Source organism: Brevibacillus sp. WF146 (assembly GCF_001673705.2).
In the GTDB taxonomy this organism is placed as follows: Bacteria; Bacillota; Bacilli; order Brevibacillales; family Brevibacillaceae; genus Brevibacillus; species Brevibacillus thermoruber.
The window spans coordinates 3,961,471-3,983,358 of the sequence record NZ_CP109943.1 but is presented as its reverse complement, the minus strand read 5'-3'; the positions used below and the strand labels follow the sequence as shown (position 1 = coordinate 3,983,358).

22 protein-coding genes, 1 pseudogene and 1 riboswitch are annotated in these 21,888 nt (G+C 58.2%); of the genes and pseudogenes, 16 read left to right on the top strand and 7 right to left on the bottom strand.

Annotation, left to right across the window (positions count from 1 at the left end; translation table 11 throughout):
• Positions 1–61: 61 nt before the first annotated feature.
• Positions 62–1,405 carry a cytochrome P450 gene (locus A6764_RS19690; RefSeq protein WP_065067781.1) on the top strand — a complete coding sequence of 448 codons (1,344 nt, stop codon included), beginning with the start codon at positions 62–64 and terminating at the stop codon, positions 1,403–1,405.
• A gap of 155 nt (positions 1,406–1,560) precedes the next feature.
• On the opposite strand, the gene A6764_RS19685 is transcribed toward A6764_RS19690, so the two are convergent.
• From A6764_RS19685 to A6764_RS19675, 3 genes are all read right to left on the bottom strand, one after another.
• Positions 1,561–2,934 (bottom strand): sensor histidine kinase, encoded by a 1,374-nt coding sequence (locus tag A6764_RS19685; RefSeq protein ID WP_065067782.1) that lies wholly within the window; start codon positions 2,932–2,934, stop codon positions 1,561–1,563.
• A complete protein-coding gene (locus A6764_RS19680) occupies positions 2,935–3,654 on the bottom strand; it encodes a response regulator transcription factor (protein WP_029100632.1) in 720 nt (239 codons plus the stop codon).
• A gap of 213 nt (positions 3,655–3,867) precedes the next feature.
• Complete coding sequence (locus tag A6764_RS19675; protein WP_065067783.1) at positions 3,868–4,491, bottom strand: C40 family peptidase; 624 nt, start codon at positions 4,489–4,491, stop codon at positions 3,868–3,870.
• Positions 4,492–4,496: 5 nt separating this feature from the next.
• Positions 4,497–4,638: riboswitch (cyclic di-AMP (ydaO/yuaA leader) on the bottom strand.
• A gap of 302 nt (positions 4,639–4,940) precedes the next feature.
• Here A6764_RS19675 and A6764_RS19670 point away from each other — a divergent pair.
• From A6764_RS19670 to A6764_RS19640, 7 genes and pseudogenes are all read left to right on the top strand, one after another.
• Positions 4,941–5,354: a LiaF transmembrane domain-containing protein gene (locus tag A6764_RS19670; RefSeq protein ID WP_065067784.1), complete on the top strand. Its 414-nt coding sequence runs from the start codon at positions 4,941–4,943 to the stop codon at positions 5,352–5,354.
• An 84-nt stretch (positions 5,355–5,438) separates the two neighbouring features.
• Positions 5,439–6,134 (top strand): PspA/IM30 family protein, encoded by a 696-nt coding sequence (locus A6764_RS19665; protein ID WP_065067785.1) that lies wholly within the window; start codon positions 5,439–5,441, stop codon positions 6,132–6,134.
• Between the two features lie 153 nt (positions 6,135–6,287).
• Positions 6,288–7,625 (top strand): annotated as a pseudogene (locus tag A6764_RS19660) (IS1182 family transposase); the annotation flags it as partial.
• A 749-nt stretch (positions 7,626–8,374) separates the two neighbouring features.
• The gene (gene liaF / locus A6764_RS19655; RefSeq protein ID WP_065067787.1) at positions 8,375–9,238 is read left to right on the top strand and encodes a cell wall-active antibiotics response protein LiaF; all 864 of its coding nucleotides are present in this window, start codon (positions 8,375–8,377) and stop codon (positions 9,236–9,238) included.
• Positions 9,239–9,251: 13 nt separating this feature from the next.
• Positions 9,252–10,412, top strand: a complete 1,161-nt coding sequence (locus tag A6764_RS19650; protein ID WP_065067788.1) for a sensor histidine kinase — start codon at positions 9,252–9,254, stop codon at positions 10,410–10,412.
• The gene (locus A6764_RS19645; protein ID WP_029100626.1) at positions 10,409–11,038 is read left to right on the top strand and encodes a response regulator; all 630 of its coding nucleotides are present in this window, start codon (positions 10,409–10,411) and stop codon (positions 11,036–11,038) included. The genes A6764_RS19650 and A6764_RS19645 overlap by 4 nt, the downstream gene beginning before the upstream one ends.
• Positions 11,039–11,133: 95 nt before the next feature.
• Entirely contained in the window at positions 11,134–11,955 is an 822-nt protein-coding gene (locus A6764_RS19640) for a bis(5'-nucleosyl)-tetraphosphatase PrpE (protein ID WP_029100625.1), read from the top strand.
• A 141-nt stretch (positions 11,956–12,096) separates the two neighbouring features.
• Here the strand turns inward: A6764_RS19640 and A6764_RS19635 are convergent, their stop codons facing one another.
• A complete protein-coding gene (locus A6764_RS19635) occupies positions 12,097–12,849 on the bottom strand; it encodes an N-acetylmuramoyl-L-alanine amidase (RefSeq protein ID WP_029100624.1) in 753 nt (250 codons plus the stop codon).
• Between the two features lie 151 nt (positions 12,850–13,000).
• On the opposite strand from A6764_RS19635, the gene A6764_RS19630 reads away from it, so the two are divergent.
• A complete protein-coding gene (locus A6764_RS19630) occupies positions 13,001–13,231 on the top strand; it encodes a YneF family protein (RefSeq protein WP_029100623.1) in 231 nt (76 codons plus the stop codon).
• A 13-nt stretch (positions 13,232–13,244) separates the two neighbouring features.
• Positions 13,245–13,430, top strand: a complete 186-nt coding sequence (locus A6764_RS19625) for a hypothetical protein (protein WP_065067789.1) — start codon at positions 13,245–13,247, stop codon at positions 13,428–13,430.
• Positions 13,431–13,505: 75 nt separating this feature from the next.
• Here the strand turns inward: A6764_RS19625 and A6764_RS19620 are convergent, their stop codons facing one another.
• Complete coding sequence (locus A6764_RS19620) at positions 13,506–14,273, bottom strand: TSUP family transporter (RefSeq protein ID WP_044900384.1); 768 nt, start codon at positions 14,271–14,273, stop codon at positions 13,506–13,508.
• A gap of 194 nt (positions 14,274–14,467) precedes the next feature.
• Here A6764_RS19620 and A6764_RS19615 point away from each other — a divergent pair, with 194 nt between their 5' ends.
• From A6764_RS19615 to A6764_RS19600, 4 genes are all read left to right on the top strand, one after another.
• Entirely contained in the window at positions 14,468–15,076 is a 609-nt protein-coding gene (locus A6764_RS19615) for a superoxide dismutase (RefSeq protein ID WP_029100620.1), read from the top strand.
• Between the two features lie 615 nt (positions 15,077–15,691).
• A complete protein-coding gene (ltrA, locus tag A6764_RS19610) occupies positions 15,692–16,954 on the top strand; it encodes a group II intron reverse transcriptase/maturase (protein WP_065068426.1) in 1,263 nt (420 codons plus the stop codon).
• A 318-nt stretch (positions 16,955–17,272) separates the two neighbouring features.
• Positions 17,273–18,067, top strand: a complete 795-nt coding sequence (locus A6764_RS19605) for a dioxygenase family protein (protein ID WP_065067792.1) — start codon at positions 17,273–17,275, stop codon at positions 18,065–18,067.
• 73 nt (positions 18,068–18,140) lie between these two features.
• A complete protein-coding gene (locus tag A6764_RS19600) occupies positions 18,141–18,590 on the top strand; it encodes a carboxymuconolactone decarboxylase family protein (RefSeq protein ID WP_176703333.1) in 450 nt (149 codons plus the stop codon).
• 195 nt (positions 18,591–18,785) lie between these two features.
• On the opposite strand, the gene A6764_RS19595 is transcribed toward A6764_RS19600, so the two are convergent.
• Positions 18,786–19,787 (bottom strand): metal-dependent hydrolase, encoded by a 1,002-nt coding sequence (locus A6764_RS19595; protein WP_029100616.1) that lies wholly within the window; start codon positions 19,785–19,787, stop codon positions 18,786–18,788.
• A gap of 155 nt (positions 19,788–19,942) precedes the next feature.
• Between A6764_RS19595 and A6764_RS19590 the strand changes: the two genes are divergently transcribed.
• The gene (locus A6764_RS19590; RefSeq protein ID WP_044900381.1) at positions 19,943–20,266 is read left to right on the top strand and encodes an MFS transporter; all 324 of its coding nucleotides are present in this window, start codon (positions 19,943–19,945) and stop codon (positions 20,264–20,266) included.
• Positions 20,256–21,368, top strand: coding sequence for an A/G-specific adenine glycosylase (gene mutY / locus A6764_RS19585; RefSeq protein ID WP_065067793.1), 1,113 nt, complete (start codon positions 20,256–20,258; stop codon positions 21,366–21,368). Before A6764_RS19590 ends, mutY begins: the two co-directional genes overlap by 11 nt.
• 315 nt (positions 21,369–21,683) lie before the next feature.
• Here the strand turns inward: mutY and A6764_RS19580 are convergent, their stop codons facing one another.
• A complete protein-coding gene (locus A6764_RS19580; protein WP_141669745.1) occupies positions 21,684–21,845 on the bottom strand; it encodes a YrzI family protein in 162 nt (53 codons plus the stop codon).
• Positions 21,846–21,888 lie beyond the last annotated feature (43 nt).

Below are 21,888 nucleotides of genomic sequence, written 5' to 3'. Positions count from 1 at the left end.
CCGGGCCGGATGGATACTAGAGACGACACACTGACACCAGACCTACGAAAGGATGACTGCGATGAACCTGACCATTCCCGCCCCCCGAGGGCTGCCCATATCCGGCCATTTGCTCGCCTTTCGCCGCGACCCGCTCAGCTTTTTGCAGAGGGCTGCGGAACAGCACGGCGATGTCGTCCATTTTCGTTTCGGCCCCAGACGGCACCTGTATCTCTTGACCAATCCCGATCACATCAAGGAAGTGCTGGTCACCAAACAGGCCCACTTCCGCAAGGCCAAAGGACTGCAGGTGGCGCGGGCGGTGGTGGGAGACGGCATCCTCACCAGCGAGGGGCAAAAGCACATGCGGCAGCGCCGGCTGATGCAGCCCGCTTTTCACCGGGAGCGGATCGCCGCTTACGCCGACGCGATGGTCCGCCAGGGGACCGCCATGATGGCCGGGTGGAAAGACGGCGACATCCGTGACGTGCACGAAGACATGATGAAAGTGACGCTGGCGATCATCACCGAGACGATGTTCGGCAAAGGATTGACGGAGGGCGTCGACAAGATCGGCCGCGCCATCGAAATCGGGCTGCAGTACGTGTCGAACAAGGCTTCGGCGATGATCGACATCCCGCTCGGCGTGCCGACGCCGCAAAACCGGAAGTTTCAGGAGGCGGCGGAGACGCTGGACAAAACCATATACGCGATCATCGAGGAACGGCGGAGGAGTGGGGAGGAAGGACGGGACGACCTGTTGGCCATGCTGCTCGCCGCCCGTGACGAGGAGGACGGGCGGGGCATGACGGACGAGCAGGTGCGCGACGAGGTGATGACCATCTTTGTCGCCGGCCATGAGACGACCGCCAACACCATGTCGTGGATCTGGTACCTGCTGGCCACCCATCCCGAAGCGGAACGAAAGCTGTGGGCGGAACTGGACGAGGTGCTGGGCGGACGGCCGCCGACGGCAGAGGATGTCCCGCGGCTTGTCTATACCAATCAGATCATCAGCGAAACCCTGCGGCTCTATCCCGCGGCCTGGGTGATCAACCGGGAAGTGGTGGACGAGGTGGAGATCGGGGGGCACGTGTACCAGCCGGGCGAGACACTGATGATGAGCCAGTACGTGATGCACCGCAGCCGCCGCTATTTCGACAACCCGGACCAGTTCATCCCGGAACGGTTCAGCGGCGATTTGCTGAAGCGGATTCCCGCGTTCGCCTACTTCCCCTTTGGCGGCGGGCCGCGCATCTGCATCGGCAACAACTTTGCGCTGATGGAGGCGGCGCTGCTGCTGGCCACGATCGCTCAGCGCTTCCGCCTGCGGCTGGCCGAACCGGGACAGCGGGTGGAGCCGGAGCCGCTGGTTACGCTGCGTCCGAAAAACGGGTTGATGATGCGGCTGGAGGCGCGGATATAAAAAAAAGAGGCATCTTTCCACCAAAAGCATTGGCCGCTTGGTGTCAGATACCGAACTGGGGGTTATTTATCACGGAAAGCAACACGCTTGCTTACAAATAGTACTGTAACAGAAAAAAATAAAGCGAATATTAACCATCAATAAATTGAAATAAATTATGGTTGAAAAAACGGGATCGTAAAGGAGAAGCAGCTTCCTACGCCCAGTTCGCTGCTTACGTTGATCACGCCGCCGTGGCGCTGGACGATGCTCTGGCAGATGGTCAAGCCGAGGCCGGTGCCGCCGTTGTTCCGGTTGCGCGATTTGTCCGCGCGGTAAAACTTGGTGAACACCTTGGGCAGGTCCTCCGCCGCGATACCCTCCCCCTTGTCGATCACGGAAAAGAGCACGTGCCCGTCCCGCTGATCGCAGGTAAGCAGGATGGACCCGTTTGGCTTGTTGTAGTAGATGGCGTTGTTCAGCAGGTTTTCCAGCACGCGGCGCAGCTTGGCCTCGTCCGCCTCGATGTGCAGCTCGTTGGAGACGCGCAGCTTCCATTGAAACGACAGCCCCGCCTCCTTGATGCGCACCAGGTAGTCCTCGATGACGCCCTTGACAAAGCTTTTCACGTGAATGCGGCTGATGTTCAGCTTGATTTCCGTGCTTTGCTGGGTGAAATCCTGCAGCTCGTCCAGCAGCTTTTCCAGATCGGCCGTCTTTTCCTCGATCTTGCGCATCTGCTTTTGGATCCGCTTGAGATCGGTGACGCGACCGGACCCGATGTAGGAGGCGTAGCCTTTGATGGTGGTCAGCGGCGTGCGGAAGTCGTGGGCGATGGCCGAGATCAGTTCGGACTGCCGGTCCTCGGAAAGCCGGAGTTCGTCCACCATGTCGGAAAAGTAGCCGAACAACTGGCCAAACTCGTCGTGCGAGCGGTAGGTAAACGAGACGTACCGCTTGCCTTCCCGGATTTCCTGCGTCACGCGGGACAGTTCACTGACCGGCCGCAGGATCCAGCGGACAAAAAAGGTGAGCAGGATGAGGCCGACCAGCGCGATGCTGCCGTAGATGAACCACAGCATCATTGATACGCCTTTGGTGGCGAGAATGTCCGATTCGTCCGTGTAGAAGTAGATGATCGTCTGCCCTTGCCGCGGAGGTTCGTGCTGAAAGTGGTATTCCGCGACCACCTTCAGATCGTTGTTTTCCTGATCGGCCGGACGCGTTTTCAGCGTTTTCAGATTGTAGGCCTGTGACGGTTTGATGTAAATGGGGTTGCCGTCCGCGTCCGTGACCACCATTTTGTACATCAGGTCTTCCGGAAGCTGTGCCTCCAGCTCCCGCCGCTCGGTCGGATCCTTGAACACGCCGGAGTTCAACAACTGGTTGACCCGGACCATCTCCGCCGTTTCCTTCTCGTACCGGTACTGGTTGTGCCGGTCCGTCTTCAACTGTTCCACGATGATGTCTTCGAAGACGAATTTGAACAGGAGCAAATTGAGTACGATCAAGGCGATAAACGAGAGGAACAGCTTGTTCCGGATGCTCATCTACACTTTCTCCCCGATGAATACGTACCCCGTCCCCCATTGCGTTTTGATGAACTGGCGATCCGTCTCCAGTTTTTCGCGCAGGTTCTTGATGTGCACGGTGACCGTGTTGAGCGAGCCGTAGCCGTACCCCCAGACGCGGTCGTAGATCTGCTCCCGCGTGAAGACGATGCCCGCGTTTTCGGCCAAAAAGGTAAGCAGTTGAAACTCCTTGGTGGACAGATCGATCTTTTGGTCGTTGACGTAAACGGAGTACGTTTCCTTGTGAATTTCCAGCCCCTTGAACTTCAGGACGGTAATGGAGGATGCCGAGGTCTCTTTCTCCGCCGCCTCCTCGCTGTGACGGCGAATGCGTTCGTAGCGGCGCAGGTGGGCGCGGATGCGGGCAAGCAGTTCTTCCGTGTCAAACGGCTTGGTGATGTAGTCGTCGGCGCCGATCTCAAAGCCGACCACCTTGTCGACCGCTTTGCCCTTGGCGCTGAGAAAGAGGATGGGCAGCTCCCACTCGCGGCGAATCTGCGAGCAGAGCTCGTAGCCGCTCATGCCGGGCATCATGATGTCGAGCAGAATCAGGTTGGGCTTGGTGCCCGACTTCAGCAGTTCCAGCGCCTGCTCGCTGCTCTGCGCCGTGGAAACGTCGTATCCTTCGCTTCCCAAAATATCTTCCAGCAGCTCGAGTATTTCCTCGTTGTCGTCCACAATCAAAACATGGTCTTTCACCGGTACTCTCCCCCAGTCACCACATGTGTTCTGGTCCTATTCCTTTTATCATATCACGGTTTGCCCGCACGCGGGGACATAATCCCGTCCTTCCCGCCCGGACAGTCCAGGCAGCGTCGAAAAACGGATGTTACTACCTCTTGACACCAGGTACTAAACAAAGCCAGAAAAAGCCAGAGACCTGTCGTCCCTGGCTTGCACGCTGTGCGTCGATTACTGCTGCTGCCGCGGTTGTGATTGCTGCTGCTGTTGCTGTTGAGTTTGCTGCTGTTGTGGAGTCTGCGGCTGTTGTTTCGATTGTTCTTGCTGCCGCTGCGACTGCTGCTTCGCATCGGGCAGCGATGCTGCTTGTACCGGTTTCTTTTTCTGTGGAGCCTCGGCAATGGCCTCAAGCACAGGCAGGGCAATCCGTTTGGCGCCCACAAAGCGCTTGCCCCAGTAATACGGATCGTTCAGCCTCGTGTTGACGACTCCTTTGCCGCTCTCCGCGTGTACAAACATGCCGTTTCCGATGTAGATGCCCACGTGTGAAACGCTGCGCCCGTTGGTGTTGAAAAAGACCAGGTCACCCGGCTGGAGATCGCTGCGGGACACCGGTACTCCCAACTTGAATTGGGCGGACGACGAATGAGGCAGATCTACACCCAGCGCGTCAAACACATAGCGCGTAAAACCGGAGCAGTCAAATCCGTTTTTGGTCGTGCCGGACGACTTGTAAGGAGCGCCGTACAGATCGTTGACGACACCCATCAAGGAAGATTCCTCCTGGGCGTGTGCAGCGCCGGCTCCCATTGCAAGCATCCCGGCGATGAAGAGAGTAACCACCGTTTTGCGCAAGAGAAACTGCTCCTTTCCTGAGCCTACGAGGTTAGCTGATGGGTTCGGTCGAAAGGATTGCCCTAGGCGGCCGGCAAGCGGCTGCCATTCACCCCGAAAAACGTGGGTCCCCCGTTTCCGCATAGCGGAATTCGGCTAATTTCGATGTTTTTTTACACGCACTCCAGCACAATTCAACACGTGTCCGATTTTTCCTGTCTTTTTGCTTGGTTGTTCACAATTTTGACACAAAATGTTGTCATAAATCGGAAACGATTCGTGTCGACCATGCCGGCGCACGATTCGCCAAAGCGCGGGTGCATGCTTGTCCGATTGCGGAAGGAAGGCGTCTCCGCCCCGGGACGGAGGGAAAAACCAACCGCCCGCCCGTTATGGCGAGCCCTGTCAGCCGTCTACAATAAAGCCATGAGGGTGACACCCAAACAAAGTCGATGGGAGGGTAGCAGTTGATGAGCGAGCGGTCTGGAAAAGTGCTTCTCGGACTGGTCCTGCTGCTCATTGGCGGGTTGGTCTTGCTGGATCAGATCGGCATTGACGGCGGCGATCTGCTCGGTGTGCTGATTCCCGGGCTGATCATGCTGTACGGCGGCCGCAAAGTGATGGGAAGTTCAGGTTCGCGTTTTAGCGGCGTACTGATCTTTCTGTTCGGGTTCCTGATGCTGATCGGCAAGCTGCATCTGCTGTTTCACGCCGTGCTGGCCATCGGGGTCATTTACCTGGGCTTCCGCTTGCTTCGCCAACGGGATGTGCCGGATCACCCGGTTCCGACCGTCTGGGAGCGGCAGTGGGCACAGCGCGTGCTGCGAGAAGATGACGCATTGGATCGTTGGGAGCAAAGCGTAACCAAGCGGCAGCAGCCGTAATCCCCGCGCCGGCATGGCCGAGTCGCAGGACAAGGATGTTAAAACAACCATGATCATGTGATATGATGAGGAGGATAAGTGACAATGGGTATCTTGAAACGCTTGCGTGATTTGACGGTGGCTTCGGTGAACGACGTGCTGGATTCGATGGAAGATCCGGTGGTAATGCTGAACCAGTACATGCGTGACATGGAAGTGGAGATCGGCCAGGTGGAAGTGGCCGTCGCCCGTCAGGTGGCGCTGGAGAAGAAATTCCGCCAGCAGTGGGAAGAGGCGCTCGCCCTCGTGGAAAAACGGGATCGCCAGGTAAAACTGGCGCTTACCGAAGGCGAAGACGAACTGGCGCGCCGCGCGCTTGCCGACAAGAAGCAGTACGAAGCGCGTGCCCAGGAGTACGAGGCGCTCTACCAGTCCGCTTCGGAAGCGGCGCAAAAGATGCGCGAAAAGCTGGCTGAGCTGAAAGAAGAGTTTTACAAGATGCGGGCGAAAAAATACACCCTGATGGCCCGCGCCCAAGTAGCCAAGACGCAGAAGCAGGTGAATCAGGCCATCGTCGGGATGGGCAGCGAAACGGCGAGCCGCGGATTTGCCCGGATGGAAGAAAAAGTGATGCGCATGGAGGCGGAAGCGGATTTAAGCGGCCAGTGGCGCATGACCAGCGCAGGCTTGGACCACTCCCTGAGCAAATGGGAGAAGGACGACTTGGACGCCGAACTGGCGAAGATCAAAGCCTCCCTGCTTGAACAGAAGGAAACGCCGCACCAAACGGAACAGGCGTAAGCGAGAGGAACGGCGGCGTTTGATGTAGAATAGAACCAAAGGCAGCCTGGGAAACAGGCTGCTTCAGCGTGTAGACAAAGTACCGAAGGTACAAGGTCTACACGCTTTTTTGTCGAATAAACATGACATTCAACGCTGTGTAGAGGTGGAAGCATGCTGAACAAGCAACAGGCCGAAGGCCGTTATCAGATATCTGTAGTCTCATTAGATGAATTGGTTCCACAAGATCATCTTGTTCGAAAAATCGAAAATGCCATCGACTTTTCTTTTATCTACGACTTGGTGAAAGACCGGTACTCTCTCGACAACGGAAGACCCAGCATTGACCCCGTCGTCCTCATCAAAATGGTGCTCATCCAGTACCTGTTTGGAATCCGTTCCATGCGACAAACCATCAAAGAGATCGAAACAAACATCGCCTATCGGTGGTTTCTGGGTTACGACTTTACACAACCGATTCCCCACTTCACGACGTTCGGGAAAAACTACGTACGGCGATTTCAAGGAACCGATCTGTTTGAAAAGATTTTTACCCGTATTCTCGAGGAGGCTTGCCATCACGGATTTGTAGATCCCTCGGTCTTGTATATTGATTCCACCCACGTAAAAGCCAGTGCGAACAAGAACAAATACATCAAACAACTTGTGCAGGAAGAGCGGAAGAAGTATCAGGAACTCCTTGAAGAAGAATTGAACCAGGATCGCGTGGAGCATGGAAAGAAGCCATTGCCAAAAAAGACTGAAACAGCCTGGAAGGAGGTGAAACAAAGCAGTACTGACCCCGACAGCGGTTGGTTTGTCAAAAACGAAAAAGAGCAGACGTTTGCGTATTCGTTTCATGCAGCAAGCGACCAACATGGTTTTGTCGTTAGTGCCGTGGTAACGGCGGCTAACGTTCATGACAGTCAGGCCTTTTCGGATGTTTTCGAACAAGCCGTGGAACGCGTAGGAAAACCGGATGCCGTGGCAGTAGATGCCGGATATAAAACGCCTTACATTAGCAAGTGCCTGTTGGATGAAGGAATTCGCCCCGTGATGCCTTACACCCGTCCTCACACGAAGGAAGGGTTATTTCGAAAGCATGAATACGTGTATGATGAATACTTTGATTGCTACATCTGTCCTGCCGGACAGGTTCTTACCTACGAAACCACCACTCGTGACGGCTACCGTATGTACCGTTCCGACCCAGGCGAATGCAACCATTGCCCATTCCGCCCCCAGTGTACAGAGAGCCGGGAGGCTGTGAAGCGAGTCAGTCGTCATATTTGGGCGGATTACCTAGACGAAGTGGAGCATCTGCGACATACCGAAGTGAATAAACGCCTTTACGCACGCAGAAAAGAAACCATTGAGCGCGTATTTGCGGATTTAAAGGAGAAGCATGGTTTGCGTTGGACCACTTTACGAGGACTGAAAAAAGTGACAATGCAGGCGATGCTTGTCTTTGCTTGTATGAATTTAAAAAAACTGGCCAATTGGCTATGGAAGTCAGGCAAAGGGAGGTGCAATGCCCTTCATTTCCGCTTCACTTTCGAATACATACAGGACAAACTCCCTCTACTGCCAATGGCAACAAGGGAGTTTGTCTGCAATCTGAGGCAGCCTGGGAAACAGGCTGCTTTTCCCCTAGAGGAGGTTCTTTTTTTGGCAGACTTCTTGGTGTTTTTGCGACGGTTTATCGCCGAACCCGGACGTGTCGGCAGCATCATCCCCAGCTCCCGGTTTCTCTGCGCGCGCATGCTGAGCCGCGTGGATTGGGCAAGCGCTGGCGTCATCGTTGAACTGGGGCCGGGCACGGGTGTGTTTACCCAGGCCATTCTCCAGAAAAAGCGGCCGGACGCCCGTTATCTTCTGGTTGAGCGTGATCCCCAGTTTCGGGCCGTGCTGCGCGACCGGTTTCCCGAGGTGCCGATTCGGGAGGAGGCCATGAAGCTTGGCCAGTATATGGAGGAAATGAGGTTGGGCAAAGCCGACGTAATCATCTCGGGCCTTCCTTTTGCCATCTTTCCGGAAACGCTGCGCACCGGCATTCTGGACCAAATTCAATCCGTGCTGGCCCCCGGCGGGCTGTTCATCACGTTTCAATACTCGCTGCAACTGCAATCGGAGCTGCAGGCGCGGTTTCAACGGGTGGAGACGGGTTTCACGCCGTTGAACATTCCGCCTGCGTTTATCTATACATGCCGTAACGGTTGGAAGGAAAATGAGCGGCATGGGGCGTAAGAGAGGAGACTCCTGTGAAACTGTCCCGCTTGCACAAAATGACGGCTGGTGTTCTGATCATTTTGACGGGCATTGGCCTGTTGCTCGACACCTTGCATATCATTTCGTTCAGTTTGTTCAGCCTGTGGCCGATGGTGTTGGTGTACGTCGGCGTGCGCATGTGGGAGAAGCAAAAACGCATCAGAGGCGGCCTTTTGGCCGGGTTTGGCGTCCTCATCGCGCTGGACATGTGGTTTGGCGTGGGATTCCATGACCTGTTCCATTTCGTCGTCCCTCTGGCGTTGATCTATTTTGGCTTCCGCCTGATCCGGGGGCGCTCGCGGCGGCGCGACGGACGAGCGGACACGGTCGGTGACTCGGACGGTTTCTCCCCGGAGTGGGACACGCCGGACGATGCGCCGTTTTACCAAAAGCAAAAGGCGGCTCGCTGGGCCAAGCAAAAAGGATACGGGCCTGTCTTCGAGGACCGGGTGGAGACGCCGTTTCACCCCGGCTGCATTCTGCGGCCCAAGGATACCCGCAGTTCGCTGATCGGCGATTTTCATCTCACGTCCGGAAGGTTTGAACTGGATCAACTGCACATTTGGCACGGCATCGGGGATGTGGTGATCGACCTGTCGCGGGCGATGGTGATGCAGGAGGAAGCGTTCCTGACTGTCGACGGCTGGGTGGGGGACGTCACCATATACGTGCCGGTCGACATGCCGGTTGCCGTTACCGCCGAGGTGAGCATTGGCGACCTGGAAGTGTTTGGACACCGGCAAGGCGGCATCAGCCGCAGCGTGATGGTCCGCTCCGAGCAGTACGAGCAGGCCGCTCAAAAAGTGCATTTGCAAATCTCGCTGCTTGTCGGCGATATAAAAGTCAAGTACATCTAGGGGGTACTGACCGATGCGTCGACAGCGATTAGCGAGCGTACAATGGCAGTACGTGCGGTTCGGCCTGATGCTGGCCATCGGCACGGTAACCGCCACGTTCCTCTGTTTCCTTTTGCTGCACATCGCCTGGGCCAACGATCCGGAGATCCGCCGCCTCTACTTGACGCTGGCAGATGACCGGGAACTGAGCCGGTGGCTTGACACCAATCTGCAGATTCAACTGCCGGCCGAGCCGGATTGGATGATCATGCTGGCCGCCTTCGCCGTTTCGCTTGCGGTGGGGACGGTCATGGGCGTGATCGGCGGCTACATTTTCGGCAACCTGTTGAAAAAGCGGCTGTACGTGCTGGGCGAAGCGACCATGAATCTGAGCCGCGGCCTCTTGTCCTACCGCGTGCCCGATCTGGGCGCGGACGAGATCGGCGAGCTGGGCTGGCAGTTCAACCGCCTGGCGTCGCAGTGGGAAGATCAGGTGGCGTCGCTGCAGCGGCTGTCCAATCACAACGCCGCGCTGGCGGAGCAGTTGAAACAGGCGGCCGTCACGGAAGAGCGGCAGCGGCTCGCCCGCGAGCTGCACGATGCCGTCAGCCAGCAGTTGTTTGCCATCGCGATGACCACAGCCGCCTTGAAGCGGCTGGTGGAGAAAAATCCGCAGCGCGCCGCCCAGCAGATCGAACTGGTGGAGGAGATGGCGGCGGCGGCCCAGGCGGAGATGAGGGCACTCCTGCTGCATCTCCGTCCGGCCACGCTGCAGAACAAGACGCTGAAGGAAGCGATTGTCGATCTGCTGGAAGAACTGGCGCGGAAAAACACGCTCGCGATCTCCTGGGAAATCGAGGACGTGGAGGGCCTGCCCAGCGGCATTGAAGATCACCTGTTCCGCATCCTGCAGGAGTCCCTTTCCAACACGCTGCGCCACGCCCGCGCCAGCCAGATTGCGGTGAAGCTGTTTACGCTGCAGGGACAGGTCCGGCTGCGGGTGACGGACGACGGGGTCGGGTTTGATCCGGAAGGCGAAAAACTGACCTCCTACGGTCTTCGGAGCATGCGCGAGCGCGTGGCGGAACTGGGCGGATCGCTTGACATTTACTCTGCGGTGGGAAAAGGGACGCAAATCGAGGTGCGCATCCCGGTGATGCCGCAAACGGAACGGGAAGGGAGAGAGCATCCGTGATTCGCGTATTGTTGGTGGATGATCACGAGATGGTGCGGATGGGCTTGGCCGCCTATCTGTCCACGGAAGAAGACATTGAGGTGGTGGCCGAAGCGGCGAGCGGAGAGGAAGGCGTACGGCTGGCGGTGGAGCTGAAACCGGACGTCGTCCTGATGGATCTGGTCATGGATGGCATCGGCGGCGTGGAAGCCACCCGCCGCATCCGGGAGCATTGCCCCTCCTGCAAGGTGATCGTGCTGACCAGCTTTATCGACGACGAAAAGGTGTACCCGGTGATTGAAGCGGGAGCGTTCAGCTACCTGCTGAAGACCTCGCGCGCCGCCGAAATCGCCCGCGCCATCCGTGCCGCCGTGGCCGGAGAACCGGTGCTGGAATCCCGCGTGGCCGGCAAGATCATGGCCCGCTTTCGCCACGGTCAGGAGCCGCTCCCTCATGAGCAGCTCACCCCGCGTGAGCTGGAAGTGCTGAAGCTGATCGGCCAGGGAAAATCCAACCAGGAGATCGCCGATGAACTGATCATCGGCATCAAGACCGTCAAAACGCACGTCAGCAACATTTTGGCCAAGCTGGATGTGGAGGACCGGACGCAAGCCGCCATCTACGTGCATAAACACAACCTCGTGTGAAGGTGCCGCGCTCACCCTGGAAAAAGGGGTGAGTTTTTTTCTTTTTTATGGTAAACAATAGAAAGTAATAGATATTTGGAAAGGAGGGGATGGGCATGAAGCACAAACCGCGGGCGCGCTCCAAAATGCTGGCGGCGGACAGGGGCGTCGACATCATCGGCGACGTGCACGGCTGTTACGACGAATTTATGGAGCTGCTGCGGCGGCTCGGCTACGAGCGCAGTCACGACGGGACGTACCGCCATCCCCGCGGCCGCACGCTCCTTTCCCTCGGAGACATTACCAGTCGCGGGCCGGATTCAATCAAGATGCTGCAGTTTTTCATCCGCCACGTCGAAGTCGGGGTGGCGGAGATGGTGGACAGCAACCACGGGTGGAAGATTGCCCGCTGGCTGGACGGACGATCGGTCACGCTGGCGCATGGCGATGAAAAAGTGGAGGAGGAGTTCCGCCGCTTTGAGCAGGAGCACGGAGCGAAACAAACGCTGCTCCTGAAAGAGCAGAGCAGACGGCTGCTGTTTTCCTCCCCGTCGCACATGATGATCAAATACGGCGGAAAACTGGCGGCGGTGGCGGTTCACGCCGGCATCCGCGACGATTACATCGGGATGGAGTCTCCATCCGTGCAGACCTTTTGCCGGTACGGAGACGTGGCCGGCATGGGAGCGGACGGCCGGCCGATCCGTCGGGATTGGGCGGCGGAACGAAAAGCGACCCATCCGCTGATCGTCTGGGGGCACGACCCCCGTCCCCAACCGGAACAAAAAAACGGCACGCTCAACATCGACCAGGGATGCGTGTTCGGCGGGATGCTGACCGCCTACCGCTTTCCCGAAGACGACCTGATGAGCGTGCCGGCCAGAGAGAATTATTCGGGTCTGAGCGACACCCCTCTGACGCGTTACGCTTCGGAGTGAAGCCGGTGCGCCTGCCGTCCGCGCCGGCGGGAACCGGTCCGCTGCTGCATGGCGTTCTTCGCCGTGACGCGCATACCCACGGCGGCAAATGCAGCCGTTATCCCCTCCGTTCGTGACCGCTTCCCGTCAAGGAAAGCCGCCTCAACCGGGGGCTCGCAATTTTTCGTACAGACGTTTGAGCACAACCGCTTCGGCCCACAGCGGAAGCGGCTGGTCCGGCTGACGCCGCCAGTCCTCGGTGGTAAGCAGTCCCTGCTCGTACATCCAGTCGATCGCGTCCCGCTTCCATTCGGGCATGTCGCCGTTTTCGCCGCTGCCGGGGGCGGACGGCGCCGGCGGTCGGTACGCCAATTGGGCGTATTCGCAAAAGGCACGGACGACCGCTTCCGCCAGCTCGCGCCAGTCGCGCTGGATTTTCTCCGCGTCCAGCGGATTGTCGGCAAAGCCGTACTCCACGATGACGGTTTCGACGCTGCCGGTCTCCCGGTGCATGTAGTAGTAATCGAGGTTCGGATTATTGGGCAGCGTCCGGGTAAAGATTCGCCGGTTGGGCATGCCGGCCGCCTCCAGTTCGTCCTTGATCAGGCGCGGCAGGGCTGCCGAAGCGTGGATGGAGTAGATGACCTCCGACCCTCTTCCGCCGCCCGCGTTGATGTGGTTGGAGATGCAGCAGCGGGCGCCGCTGTTGCGGACCAGCGCCGTCCGCGCTTCGCTCGACAGGGTGGTATCGTTGTCCGTACGGGTGATGGCGACCGGTATCTGCAGCTCCTGGAACCGGCGGTATTGATACAGGGAGATGGCAAGCGTCATCTCCTTCTCGACAAACAGTTTGTTGGTGCCGCCGCCGGGATCGACACCGCCGTGGCCCGGGTCCAGGATCAGGATGGGAGCCATGTGATCGTCACCTCCTGCAATCATCGTATGCCGGCGGCGCCGGCATGCCGAAGGCGACCTACCCAAATTCCTCGTGTCCGCGATGTACAGAGTCGGCAGTTGTGGTACAATAGGAACGACTGTAATTCCAAAAGAGGATGGTAATGAATAGATGGCTTGGTACAACTGGGTAATCCCGATCGTTACGCTGATTATCGGCCTCGTGGGCGGATTTGCCGGCGGCACGTATTACCTGAAGAAGCAGCTGCAGAACATGCAGATGGATGAAAAGCAGCTGCAGGCGATGGCCCGCTCGATGGGCGTCAATCTGAATCAAAAGCAGTTGAAGCAAATGAGCCGCACCATGAAAAACATGAAGATGCCCAACAAATTCGGCAAGTAAGGCGCGGATGCGAATGGGTCCGACCCGTCTGCGCTACACGATGATTGGTTTTATTCTCGGCGTGATCATCGTCTATGTGAAAGCACTGCCGGTAAGCGAAGGGGTTCGCTTCGCTTCCCCTTTTTACGGCGCGGGGATCGGCCTGTTGATCGACGGCATCATCGTGCGCCTGAAGCAGCGAAAAGGGAACCAAAAATGAAAGAAGCTTGGCGGGACCGCCAAGCTTTTTGTATGGGCCCGGCCCAGTTTTTGGCCGGCACGCCGATTCTCGCGTTTACGTGAAAATCAGTTCGTAAATCATTTTGGTAATCAGGCTAATGGACACCAGCAAAAACAGCGGGCGGACGTAGCGGACGCCCGTCTTGATCGCCAGCCGCGCGCCCAGGGTAGCTCCCAAGAGCATCGCGATCCCCATCGTCAGGCCGGTGAGGAAAATCACCTTGCCTTCGACGATAAAGACGAACAGCGCGGCGATGTTGCTGGCCAGGTTGAGAATGCGTCCGTTTCCGGCGGCGATCACAAAGTCGTAGCCGAACAAGAGCACCATCAGGAAGACGAAAAACGAACCGGTCCCCGGCCCAAAGAAGCCGTCATAAAAGCCGATCAGAAACGTCAGGGGAATCCCCAACCCCAGCGAAAATCTGGTCAGTCCTTTAAAGCTGGACGTTTCGCCAAACCGCTTGTTGATGAGCGTGTAGACAAAAATGGCGGCCATCATCACGATGACCAGCACTTTCAGCACTTCCTGCGGGACAAACAGGACCGTTTTGGCCCCCAGGTAGGCGCCGACCAGCGAGACGGGAAACAGCAGGGCCATCAGCTTTTTGTCGTATTTGCCCATCCGGATAAAGGTCACGGAGCTGGTCGCCGATGAAATGGTTCCCGCCAGCTTGTTGGTCCCCAGCGCCAGATACGGGGGAATGCCAAGGCCGAGCAGCGCCGGCAGGGAGATCAGCCCTCCGCCCCCCACCGTACTGTCGATGAAGGCGGCCACGAATCCGAAGAATGCGAGAAACAATATGGTAGTTACGTCCAGGTCCACGTATAATCACCCTGCTTGTCGGAAATATGGGAATACTCCAAGTCTAGCATGGCGGTTCCGCAATGCAAGATAGTAATGAATGATATATGCTGCAAGATTACGATACTTAGCATACCGATTTGTTGTAAAAGTGCCCTGCTTGGATTATAATAAGTGGTAGCTTGACCCATACATATTACGAGGAGGAATGAAGAATGGCACACCAACTTCCTGAACTGCCTTACGCGTACAACGCGCTGGAGCCTCACATCGACGCGCAGACCATGGAGATCCACCACGGACGTCACCATGCTACCTATGTGAACAACCTGAATGCCGCCCTGGAAGGTCACGCCGACCTGCAATCCAAGAGCGTGGAAGAACTGATCAGCAATCTGGACGCGCTGCCGGAGTCCATCCGCACCGCGGTTCGCAACAACGGCGGCGGCCATGCCAACCATACCCTGTTCTGGCAAATCATGAGCCCGAACGGCGGCGGCGCTCCGTCCGGCGCGCTGGCTGACGCCATCAACGCGGCTTTCGGCAGCTTTGACAACTTCAAGGCTGAGTTCACCAAAGCGGCAACCACCCGTTTCGGTTCCGGTTGGGCTTGGCTGGTAGTAGACGGCGGCAAGCTGGCCATCACGTCTACGCCGAACCAAGACAGCCCGATCATGGAAGGCAAAACGCCGATCCTGGGTCTGGACGTGTGGGAGCACGCGTACTACCTGAAGTATCAAAACAAGCGCCCGGACTACATCAACGCTTTCTGGAACGTCGTCAACTGGGACGAAGTAAGCAAGCGCTTTGAAGCAGCGAAGTAATCACAGCGACTGTCCGTGAATGAAAAAGGCATGCCGCTTTTTGTGCGGCATGCCTTTTTGCGGTGCGCCCGGCATGGGCGGTAGCTATAGGGTGAAAGTCCCGAACGGGGGTTGGCTGTACCAACCGTTAGCCTAAGGCAAGGGTGTCCGCCGCGAGGCGGAATCTGAAGGAAGCCGGCGGCAAAGTCCCGACCTGAGGTACACGAACCCGATTTGAGGCTGTTGTACTTGGGCGAGCCTGCCGCACAAGGTGAAGCCCCATACAGCCAAAGGGTACAACAGTAAATTGGGCAGGTACATGGGACGAAGGCTACCGCTCTTACCCGGGGAGGTCTGCATGGTACGCCTACTATCGTTGGCAACCGCCTCCGTGAGGGGGCGTTGAACATGCAGAAGTCAGCAGAGGCCATAGTACCCCAATCGGGGACGCCTGAGGGGGAAGGGCCGAACATCAAGTCAGCATATGTCCCAACCTCTTTCGATACGGTGTGTCGAAGCAGAATTCAGAACTGGAACTTCCTCTGGAGAGTAGGGGTGAAGCCCCGAGGGTACAGAGAAGGGCTGAGCATCGTACGGCAAGCTTGGCGACATGTGCGCGGAGGAAGGAGTATCGTTATGGATCTGCTGGAGAAGGTTCTGTCTCGGGACAACCTCACGGCCGCCCTCAAACGAGTGGAAGCCAACAAAGGCGCTGCGGGAGTCGACGGTGTTTCAACTGAACAACTGCGCGACTACCTTCGCCTGCACTGGGCGACCATCCGGTCGCAAATCGAGACGGAAACCTACAAACCGACTCCTGTTCGCAGGGTCGAAATCCCGAAACCTGACGGGGGAATACGGTTGCTAGGCATCCCTACCGTGGTAGATCGCTTCATCCAGCAGGCCATCCTGCAGGTATTGACTCCCATCTTTGACCCAGAATTCTCCGATTCAAGCCTCGGATTCCGCCCGGGTCGCCGCGCTCACAATGCTGTGCAGAGAGCGCAACAGTACATCAAGGAAGGATTCCGGTATGTGGTCGACATCGACCTGGAGAAGTTCTTCGACCGGGTCAACCATGACATCCTGATGAGCCGGGTAGCCCGCAAGGTGAAGGACAAGCGTCTCCTTAAACTAATCCGCGCTTACCTGCAATCCGGAGTTATGGTCAACGGAGTGTGCGTCTCAACGGAAGAGGGTACACCGCAAGGTGGCCCCCTGAGTCCGTTGTTGGCCAACATTCTGCTGGACGACTTGGACAAGGAACTGGAAAGGAGGGGACACCGTTTCTGCCGCTATGCGGACGACTGCAACATCTATGTCCGCACCAAACGCGCGGGGGAACGGGTAAAGGCGAGCGTGGAGCGATACTTGACCAGGGTGCTCAAACTCAAGATAAACCAACAGAAAAGTGCGGTAGATCGGCCGTGCAATCGAAAGTTCCTCGGCTTTAGCTTTGCTCCGGGAAAAGAGGCACGGATACGCCTGCATCCCAAATCGATCATCCGGTTAAAAGAACGAATTCGCCAACTGACCAACCCGCATTGGAGCATCCCTATACAGGAGCGAATTCAAAAACTCAACCAATACCTCATGGGATGGATCGGATATTTTGCGTTGGCTGAGGCGAAAACCCACCTCCTGCGGATTGAGGAATGGATTCGCCGAAGGCTCCGTCTCTGCCTGTGGACGCAATGGAAACGAATCCGTACGCGATACCGCGAACTTCGTTCCCTCGGTCTTCCCCACAGCAAAGCACTGGAGATTGCAAATACCCGCAAGGGTGCATGGCGAACAACCAAATCTCCGCACATTCACAAAGCCCTTGGTATTACCTACTGGCAACAACAAGGGCTCATGAGTTTGGTGCAGCGATATTTCGCACTTCGTCAAGCTTGATGAACCGCCGTATACCGGACGGTATGTACGGTGGTGTGAGAGGACGGGGGTTAGTCGCCCCCTCCTACTCGATTTGCGAGCGAAGTGCGGCTGACGGATGACGGCGGCCGCCACGCCGGCGGATTTGACCGCAGTTGCACGCGACCGTTTCTCATGACGGCCCCTGCGGCCGAATCCTGCCCGGTGCAGGGCTCGGCAGGCACCGTTCTCATCGCGGAAGAAACGGGAGAAACACGGGGGATAGCAAAAAACGTCCGGATCTGTTATAATGGTTACAAAAAGTAACCTACTGACAAAAATAAATCGGAGTGAAAAAACATGATGCCTTCCCTGTTTATCGCCCACGGAGCGCCCACGCTGGCGGTTGAGAAAAACGAGTACACGGACGCGCTGCAGGATTTGGCCGGCCGATTGAAACGTCCCCGGGCCGTCGTGATTTTGTCCGCTCACTGGGAGAGTCCGGTTCAGGAAATCGGTTCAGCCGACGTGTACGGCACCATTCACGACTTCGGCGGCTTCCCCCGCGAACTGTATGAGATCCAGTATCCCGCTCCCGGCGATCGGCTGCTGGCGGAAGAGACGGCGGCCCTGCTGCGGTCGGCAGGCGTCCCGGTCCGCTTCCATCCGGCGCGGGGCTTGGATCACGGCGCCTGGGTGGTGCTGCGGCTGATGTACCCGGATGCCGACATTCCCGTGGTGCCCCTTTCCGTCAACCCTGCTCTCGCTCCGGAAGAACAGTACGCCATCGGCAGGGCGCTGAGCCCGCTGCGCCGGCGTGACATTCTGGTCATCGGCAGCGGCGGTACGGTGCACAACTTTGCCAAAATGAACATGCGGGCAGAGCCGGGGCGGGCGGACGAGTGGGCGGTCCTGTTTGAAGAATGGCTCCGGGAAAAACTGACCGCCTGGGATCTTCCTGCCTTGTACCGCTACCGGGAGCTGGCTCCTTATGCGGAATGGGCGGTCCCCCGGCACGGCAGCGAACACTTTGTCCCGCTCCTCTACGCCATGGGAGCCGCCGACGATGAACGCCGTGCCGAACGGCTGCATCTCAGCTTCCAGTTGGGCAGCCTGAGCCACGCGATCTGGCAATTTGGCGCCGGGCCGGCCTGATTTTGTCACAACCTCGTCGCCTTGGTCGTCTCAGAGAGTGAAAGACCAATGCGATGAGGAAAGGACGATGTACATGAAAGCACGAATGAACTACCGCGCGGCCAACCCACAGGCATTCCAGGCCATGTTTCAACTGGAGAAGTACGTCAGGGAATCGGGGCTGGACGAGACGCTGCTGGAACTGGTGAAAATTCGCGCCTCCCAGTTGAACGGCTGCGCGTTTTGCCTCGACATGCACACCAAAGAGGCGAGAAGCAAAGGGGAAACGGAACAGCGGCTGTACCTGCTGAACGCCTGGAGGGAGTCCGCCGTCTACACGGATGCCGAGCGGGCTGCCCTGGCGCTGACAGAAGCTGTCACCCTGATTGCCGAACGGGGAGTCCCGGACGAGGTGTACCAACAGGCGCGCGCTCATTTTGACGAAGCGGAGCTGACGGCTCTCTTGATGGCGATTGTCACGATCAACGGCTGGAACCGGCTGGCCATCGCCACCGGGCAGATCGCCCCGTTTTCGCTGGAGTGACCGGATAACCCGTATGCCGCTCGCAGAGGCGAGGGTTGATGTGCTCCTGATCCGTGCAGGTTCGTTTGGCGTAGCGAATGGGATTCCGGCTCGGCCGCCAAAGCGGAAAAACGGGCGAAATCCGGGACGCGCCGGAACATCGCAAAAAAGCGCCTGCCCACAGGGCACGCGCTTTTTTCACGGATCAAACGGATGCTAGTTGAGCTGGATCTCTTTTTCGGGGTCCAGCTTTTTGGCCAACTGCTCCTCGCCGCGGTGAATCCAGCCGACAAACGAGTCGCGGATGTGCAGTTCCTTGTCCAGATAGACGACGGCGACAAACATGTAGTGGCTCTTGCCCTGATAGCGGGCGCGGTAGCGCAGGTCAAACCACCTGACTTCGTAGCCGAAGGGCTGTTCCTTCGTCTCCACGTGGGCGTAGCGGGTAAACGACAAAAACGCCTGTACCTTCGGACTTTGTTTGGCTGCCGCCACCAGTTCGCTTTCCGGTTTGATGGCAAACACGTCCAGGATCGTGACCTCCCCGCCGTGCACCTCCCCGACGTACCAGTGCTGTTCCGTCCTGATCACGAACGTCCACTGGTTCCAGGAGAGTGTGGGAATGATGGTGTACGTGCCTTCTTTGCCGACGGTTTCCCGGACCAACGCCGTCGTCCGCTTTTGCGCCTGGCAGCGCCAGACGTAATAGCAGGCGATCAGCAGATAGATCCAGAAAAACAGAGGCCCCGGCTCCGCGCCCGCGCCCCACAGCATCAGACCGGCCACATGGACGGCAAAAATAAACGGGTCGAAGATGAAGATGGCGTTCCAGGCGATCCACTTGTCGCGAAAAGGGTAAAGGCCTTTGGTTCCGTACGCGTTGAACAGGTCGACAAATACGTGCAGGCAGACCGCCGCAAAAATCCAGCCCAACAGGTGAAGCCAGTGCGTCTGCGGCGTTACCGCCTGCACCAGGGCAAACACCGCTGCCGTCCAGACAAACAGGGCGGGAATGGAGTGGGAGATTCCCCGGTGATGGCGGATGTAGGCGGCGCTCCCCCGGACACGGGTGAAGCCGTCCAGATCGGGAGCCTGAGAGCCGATGACGGTGCCGATCGCCACCGCCTCCGCCAGCCCCGGCGTCGCGGCCACGACGGGATCGAGGTGGGCCAGGCCAGCCAGTCCGAAGCCCATGACAAAGTGTGTGGCGGTGTCCATGAATTACGTGTTCTCCCTCCTTTGTTCCTGCCGTTTCTATTCCTTATTATAGCGACTTGGGCGTGAGATTTCCCTTCGCATCTGAAAAAATTGCGCGCTTGTTCCCTGCCGCACAGACGGGTATGATGAAAGGGATCGAAAGGAGAGTAGAGGCTGTGCTTACCGTGTTTATCGAATACAAGACGGACGAGTCGAAGCGGGACCGGTGCCTGGAGCTGCTGGCTGCCATGGCCGGGAGGATGGAAGCGATGGGAGCCCGTCAGTACCGGTTTTGGGAAGGCCTGGACCAGCCGGGCCTGTTCGTCGAAGCGTTTGACGTGGAAACGGTGGAGCAGTATGAGCGCATCAAACAGTGGCGGCGCGCCGATCAGGCGTTTTGCGAGTGCGTCGCGGGAGGGGCCGCCAAGCTGAACATCTGGGCGTTTCGCCCGATCGATTTGGCTGACAAAAGGAGCAAGCAGGAATACGATGGCAGGTAAAAAACGCAAGGCATTGACGTATACGTTACCGGAAGAGTTTCACGTGTTTGGCTTTTCCCGCGATCTGCTGGCCTGGTACGATTCCCAGAAACGGGATTTGCCCTGGCGGATCAACCGCGATCCGTACCGCGTCTGGGTGTCGGAGATCATGCTGCAGCAGACGCGCGTGGAAACGGTCAAGCCGTACTACCAGAACTTCATGGCCAAATTCCCCACCGTGGCCGCGCTGGCCGAAGCGCCGGAGGAGGAAGTGCTGAAGGCGTGGGAAGGGCTTGGCTACTACTCGCGCGCCCGCAATCTGCAGGCGGCCGCGCGGGAGGTGCAGGAACGCTACGGCGGCGTCATTCCCGACACGCCGGAAGAGATCGCCACGCTGAAAGGCATCGGGCCGTACACCGCCGGCGCCATTCTGAGCATCGCCTACGAAAAGCCGGAACCGGCCGTGGACGGCAACGTGATGCGCGTCTTTTCCCGGCTGCTCTACCTGACGGACGACATCGCCAAGCCGGCGACCCGCGTCAAGGTGGAACACCTCGTGCGGCAGGTGATTCCGCATGGCCGGGCGGGCGATTTCAACCAGGCGCTGATGGAGCTGGGCGCTCTCGTCTGTCTGCCGCGGACGCCGCAGTGTCTCACCTGTCCCGTGTTTGACTACTGTCTCGCCCGGAAGGAAGGGGTACAGGACGAACTGCCGGTCAAAGGAAAGGCCAAACCGCCTCGTGTCGTCCGGCTGCAGGTGGCGGTGGTCATGCGCGGGGACGCCGTCTTGATCAACAAGCGGCCGGAGCAGGGGCTTTTGGCCGGCATGTGGGAGTTTCCCATGGTGGAGACGGACGCCGACACGCGTTCCCTGAAGCAGGAGGCGCTTTTGCAGGGGCTGAGGCAGCGGTTCGGGATGGACGTGGAGGTGACCGAGCCGCTGATGGAGCTGACGCATACGTTTTCCCACCTGCAGTGGCACATGGAAGTGTGGCGGTGCGACTGGATCGAGGGAGACGACCTGCCGCCGAACGCCCGTTTTGCGACAGCGGACGAGCTGGCCGGGCTCGCGTTTCCCGTGGCTCATCAAAAAATCCTGGAAACGATCAAAAGCGACCGGTGACCGGTCGCTTCAGTGTGCAGACAAAGTAACTGCTGGAGGGAGAAGCACGTTTCCGGCATCCGCTCCGTGCTCGCCCAGCAGAGAAGCACAGGCTGCCCGCTCCGCACCGATTTGCGGGGGATCGCCAAAGCCGCATCGCTGCGCAGCCCATTCAGAGGTGGCGCTCCTTTTTCCCGCAAATCGCTGCTCCGCTTGGTAGGGCTCACAAGTCGCTCCGCCTGGAAACATGCTTCTCCACCGCTGCAATAGGTTTGTCTCAGACAAAAGCGACCGGTGACCGGTCGCTTTTGTCGCAGGTGGATGTTTGCTCCGCGCTTACAGCCGCGTACAGTACTCGGGAAACTGGGACGCCTGCCGCATGCGCTGCTCTTCCCACTCCGCGATCGCCTGCTGCTGCCGGCAGCGGGCTTCGCGCTCTTCCGCGGAGATCACGCGTCTTTCGATGATGATGGTAAAGAAAATCATCGGAATGTACATGACCATACCCCTCCTGTGCAAACTGTCTGGTTCAGTCAGCCGC

What these genes read in the sequence shown, in the direction of transcription:
- A6764_RS19690 (WP_065067781.1), top strand. Translation starts at nt 62, where the DNA reads ATGAACCTGACCATTCCCGCCCCCCGAGGGCTGCCCATATCCGGCCAT.
- A6764_RS19685 (WP_065067782.1), bottom strand. Translation starts at nt 2,934, where the DNA reads ATGAGCATCCGGAACAAGCTGTTCCTCTCGTTTATCGCCTTGATCGTA.
- A6764_RS19670 (WP_065067784.1), top strand. Translation starts at nt 4,941, where the DNA reads ATGAGCGAGCGGTCTGGAAAAGTGCTTCTCGGACTGGTCCTGCTGCTC.
- A6764_RS19665 (WP_065067785.1), top strand. Translation starts at nt 5,439, where the DNA reads ATGGGTATCTTGAAACGCTTGCGTGATTTGACGGTGGCTTCGGTGAAC.
- A6764_RS19650 (WP_065067788.1), top strand. Translation starts at nt 9,252, where the DNA reads ATGCGTCGACAGCGATTAGCGAGCGTACAATGGCAGTACGTGCGGTTC.
- A6764_RS19640 (WP_029100625.1), top strand. Translation starts at nt 11,134, where the DNA reads ATGAAGCACAAACCGCGGGCGCGCTCCAAAATGCTGGCGGCGGACAGG.
- A6764_RS19635 (WP_029100624.1), bottom strand. Translation starts at nt 12,849, where the DNA reads ATGGCTCCCATCCTGATCCTGGACCCGGGCCACGGCGGTGTCGATCCC.
- A6764_RS19630 (WP_029100623.1), top strand. Translation starts at nt 13,001, where the DNA reads ATGGCTTGGTACAACTGGGTAATCCCGATCGTTACGCTGATTATCGGC.
- A6764_RS19625 (WP_065067789.1), top strand. Translation starts at nt 13,245, where the DNA reads ATGGGTCCGACCCGTCTGCGCTACACGATGATTGGTTTTATTCTCGGC.
- A6764_RS19615 (WP_029100620.1), top strand. Translation starts at nt 14,468, where the DNA reads ATGGCACACCAACTTCCTGAACTGCCTTACGCGTACAACGCGCTGGAG.
- ltrA (WP_065068426.1), top strand. Translation starts at nt 15,692, where the DNA reads ATGGATCTGCTGGAGAAGGTTCTGTCTCGGGACAACCTCACGGCCGCC.
- A6764_RS19605 (WP_065067792.1), top strand. Translation starts at nt 17,273, where the DNA reads ATGATGCCTTCCCTGTTTATCGCCCACGGAGCGCCCACGCTGGCGGTT.
- A6764_RS19600 (WP_176703333.1), top strand. Translation starts at nt 18,141, where the DNA reads ATGAAAGCACGAATGAACTACCGCGCGGCCAACCCACAGGCATTCCAG.
- A6764_RS19595 (WP_029100616.1), bottom strand. Translation starts at nt 19,787, where the DNA reads ATGGACACCGCCACACACTTTGTCATGGGCTTCGGACTGGCTGGCCTG.
- mutY (WP_065067793.1), top strand. Translation starts at nt 20,256, where the DNA reads ATGGCAGGTAAAAAACGCAAGGCATTGACGTATACGTTACCGGAAGAG.
- A6764_RS19580 (WP_141669745.1), bottom strand. Translation starts at nt 21,845, where the DNA reads ATGTACATTCCGATGATTTTCTTTACCATCATCATCGAAAGACGCGTG.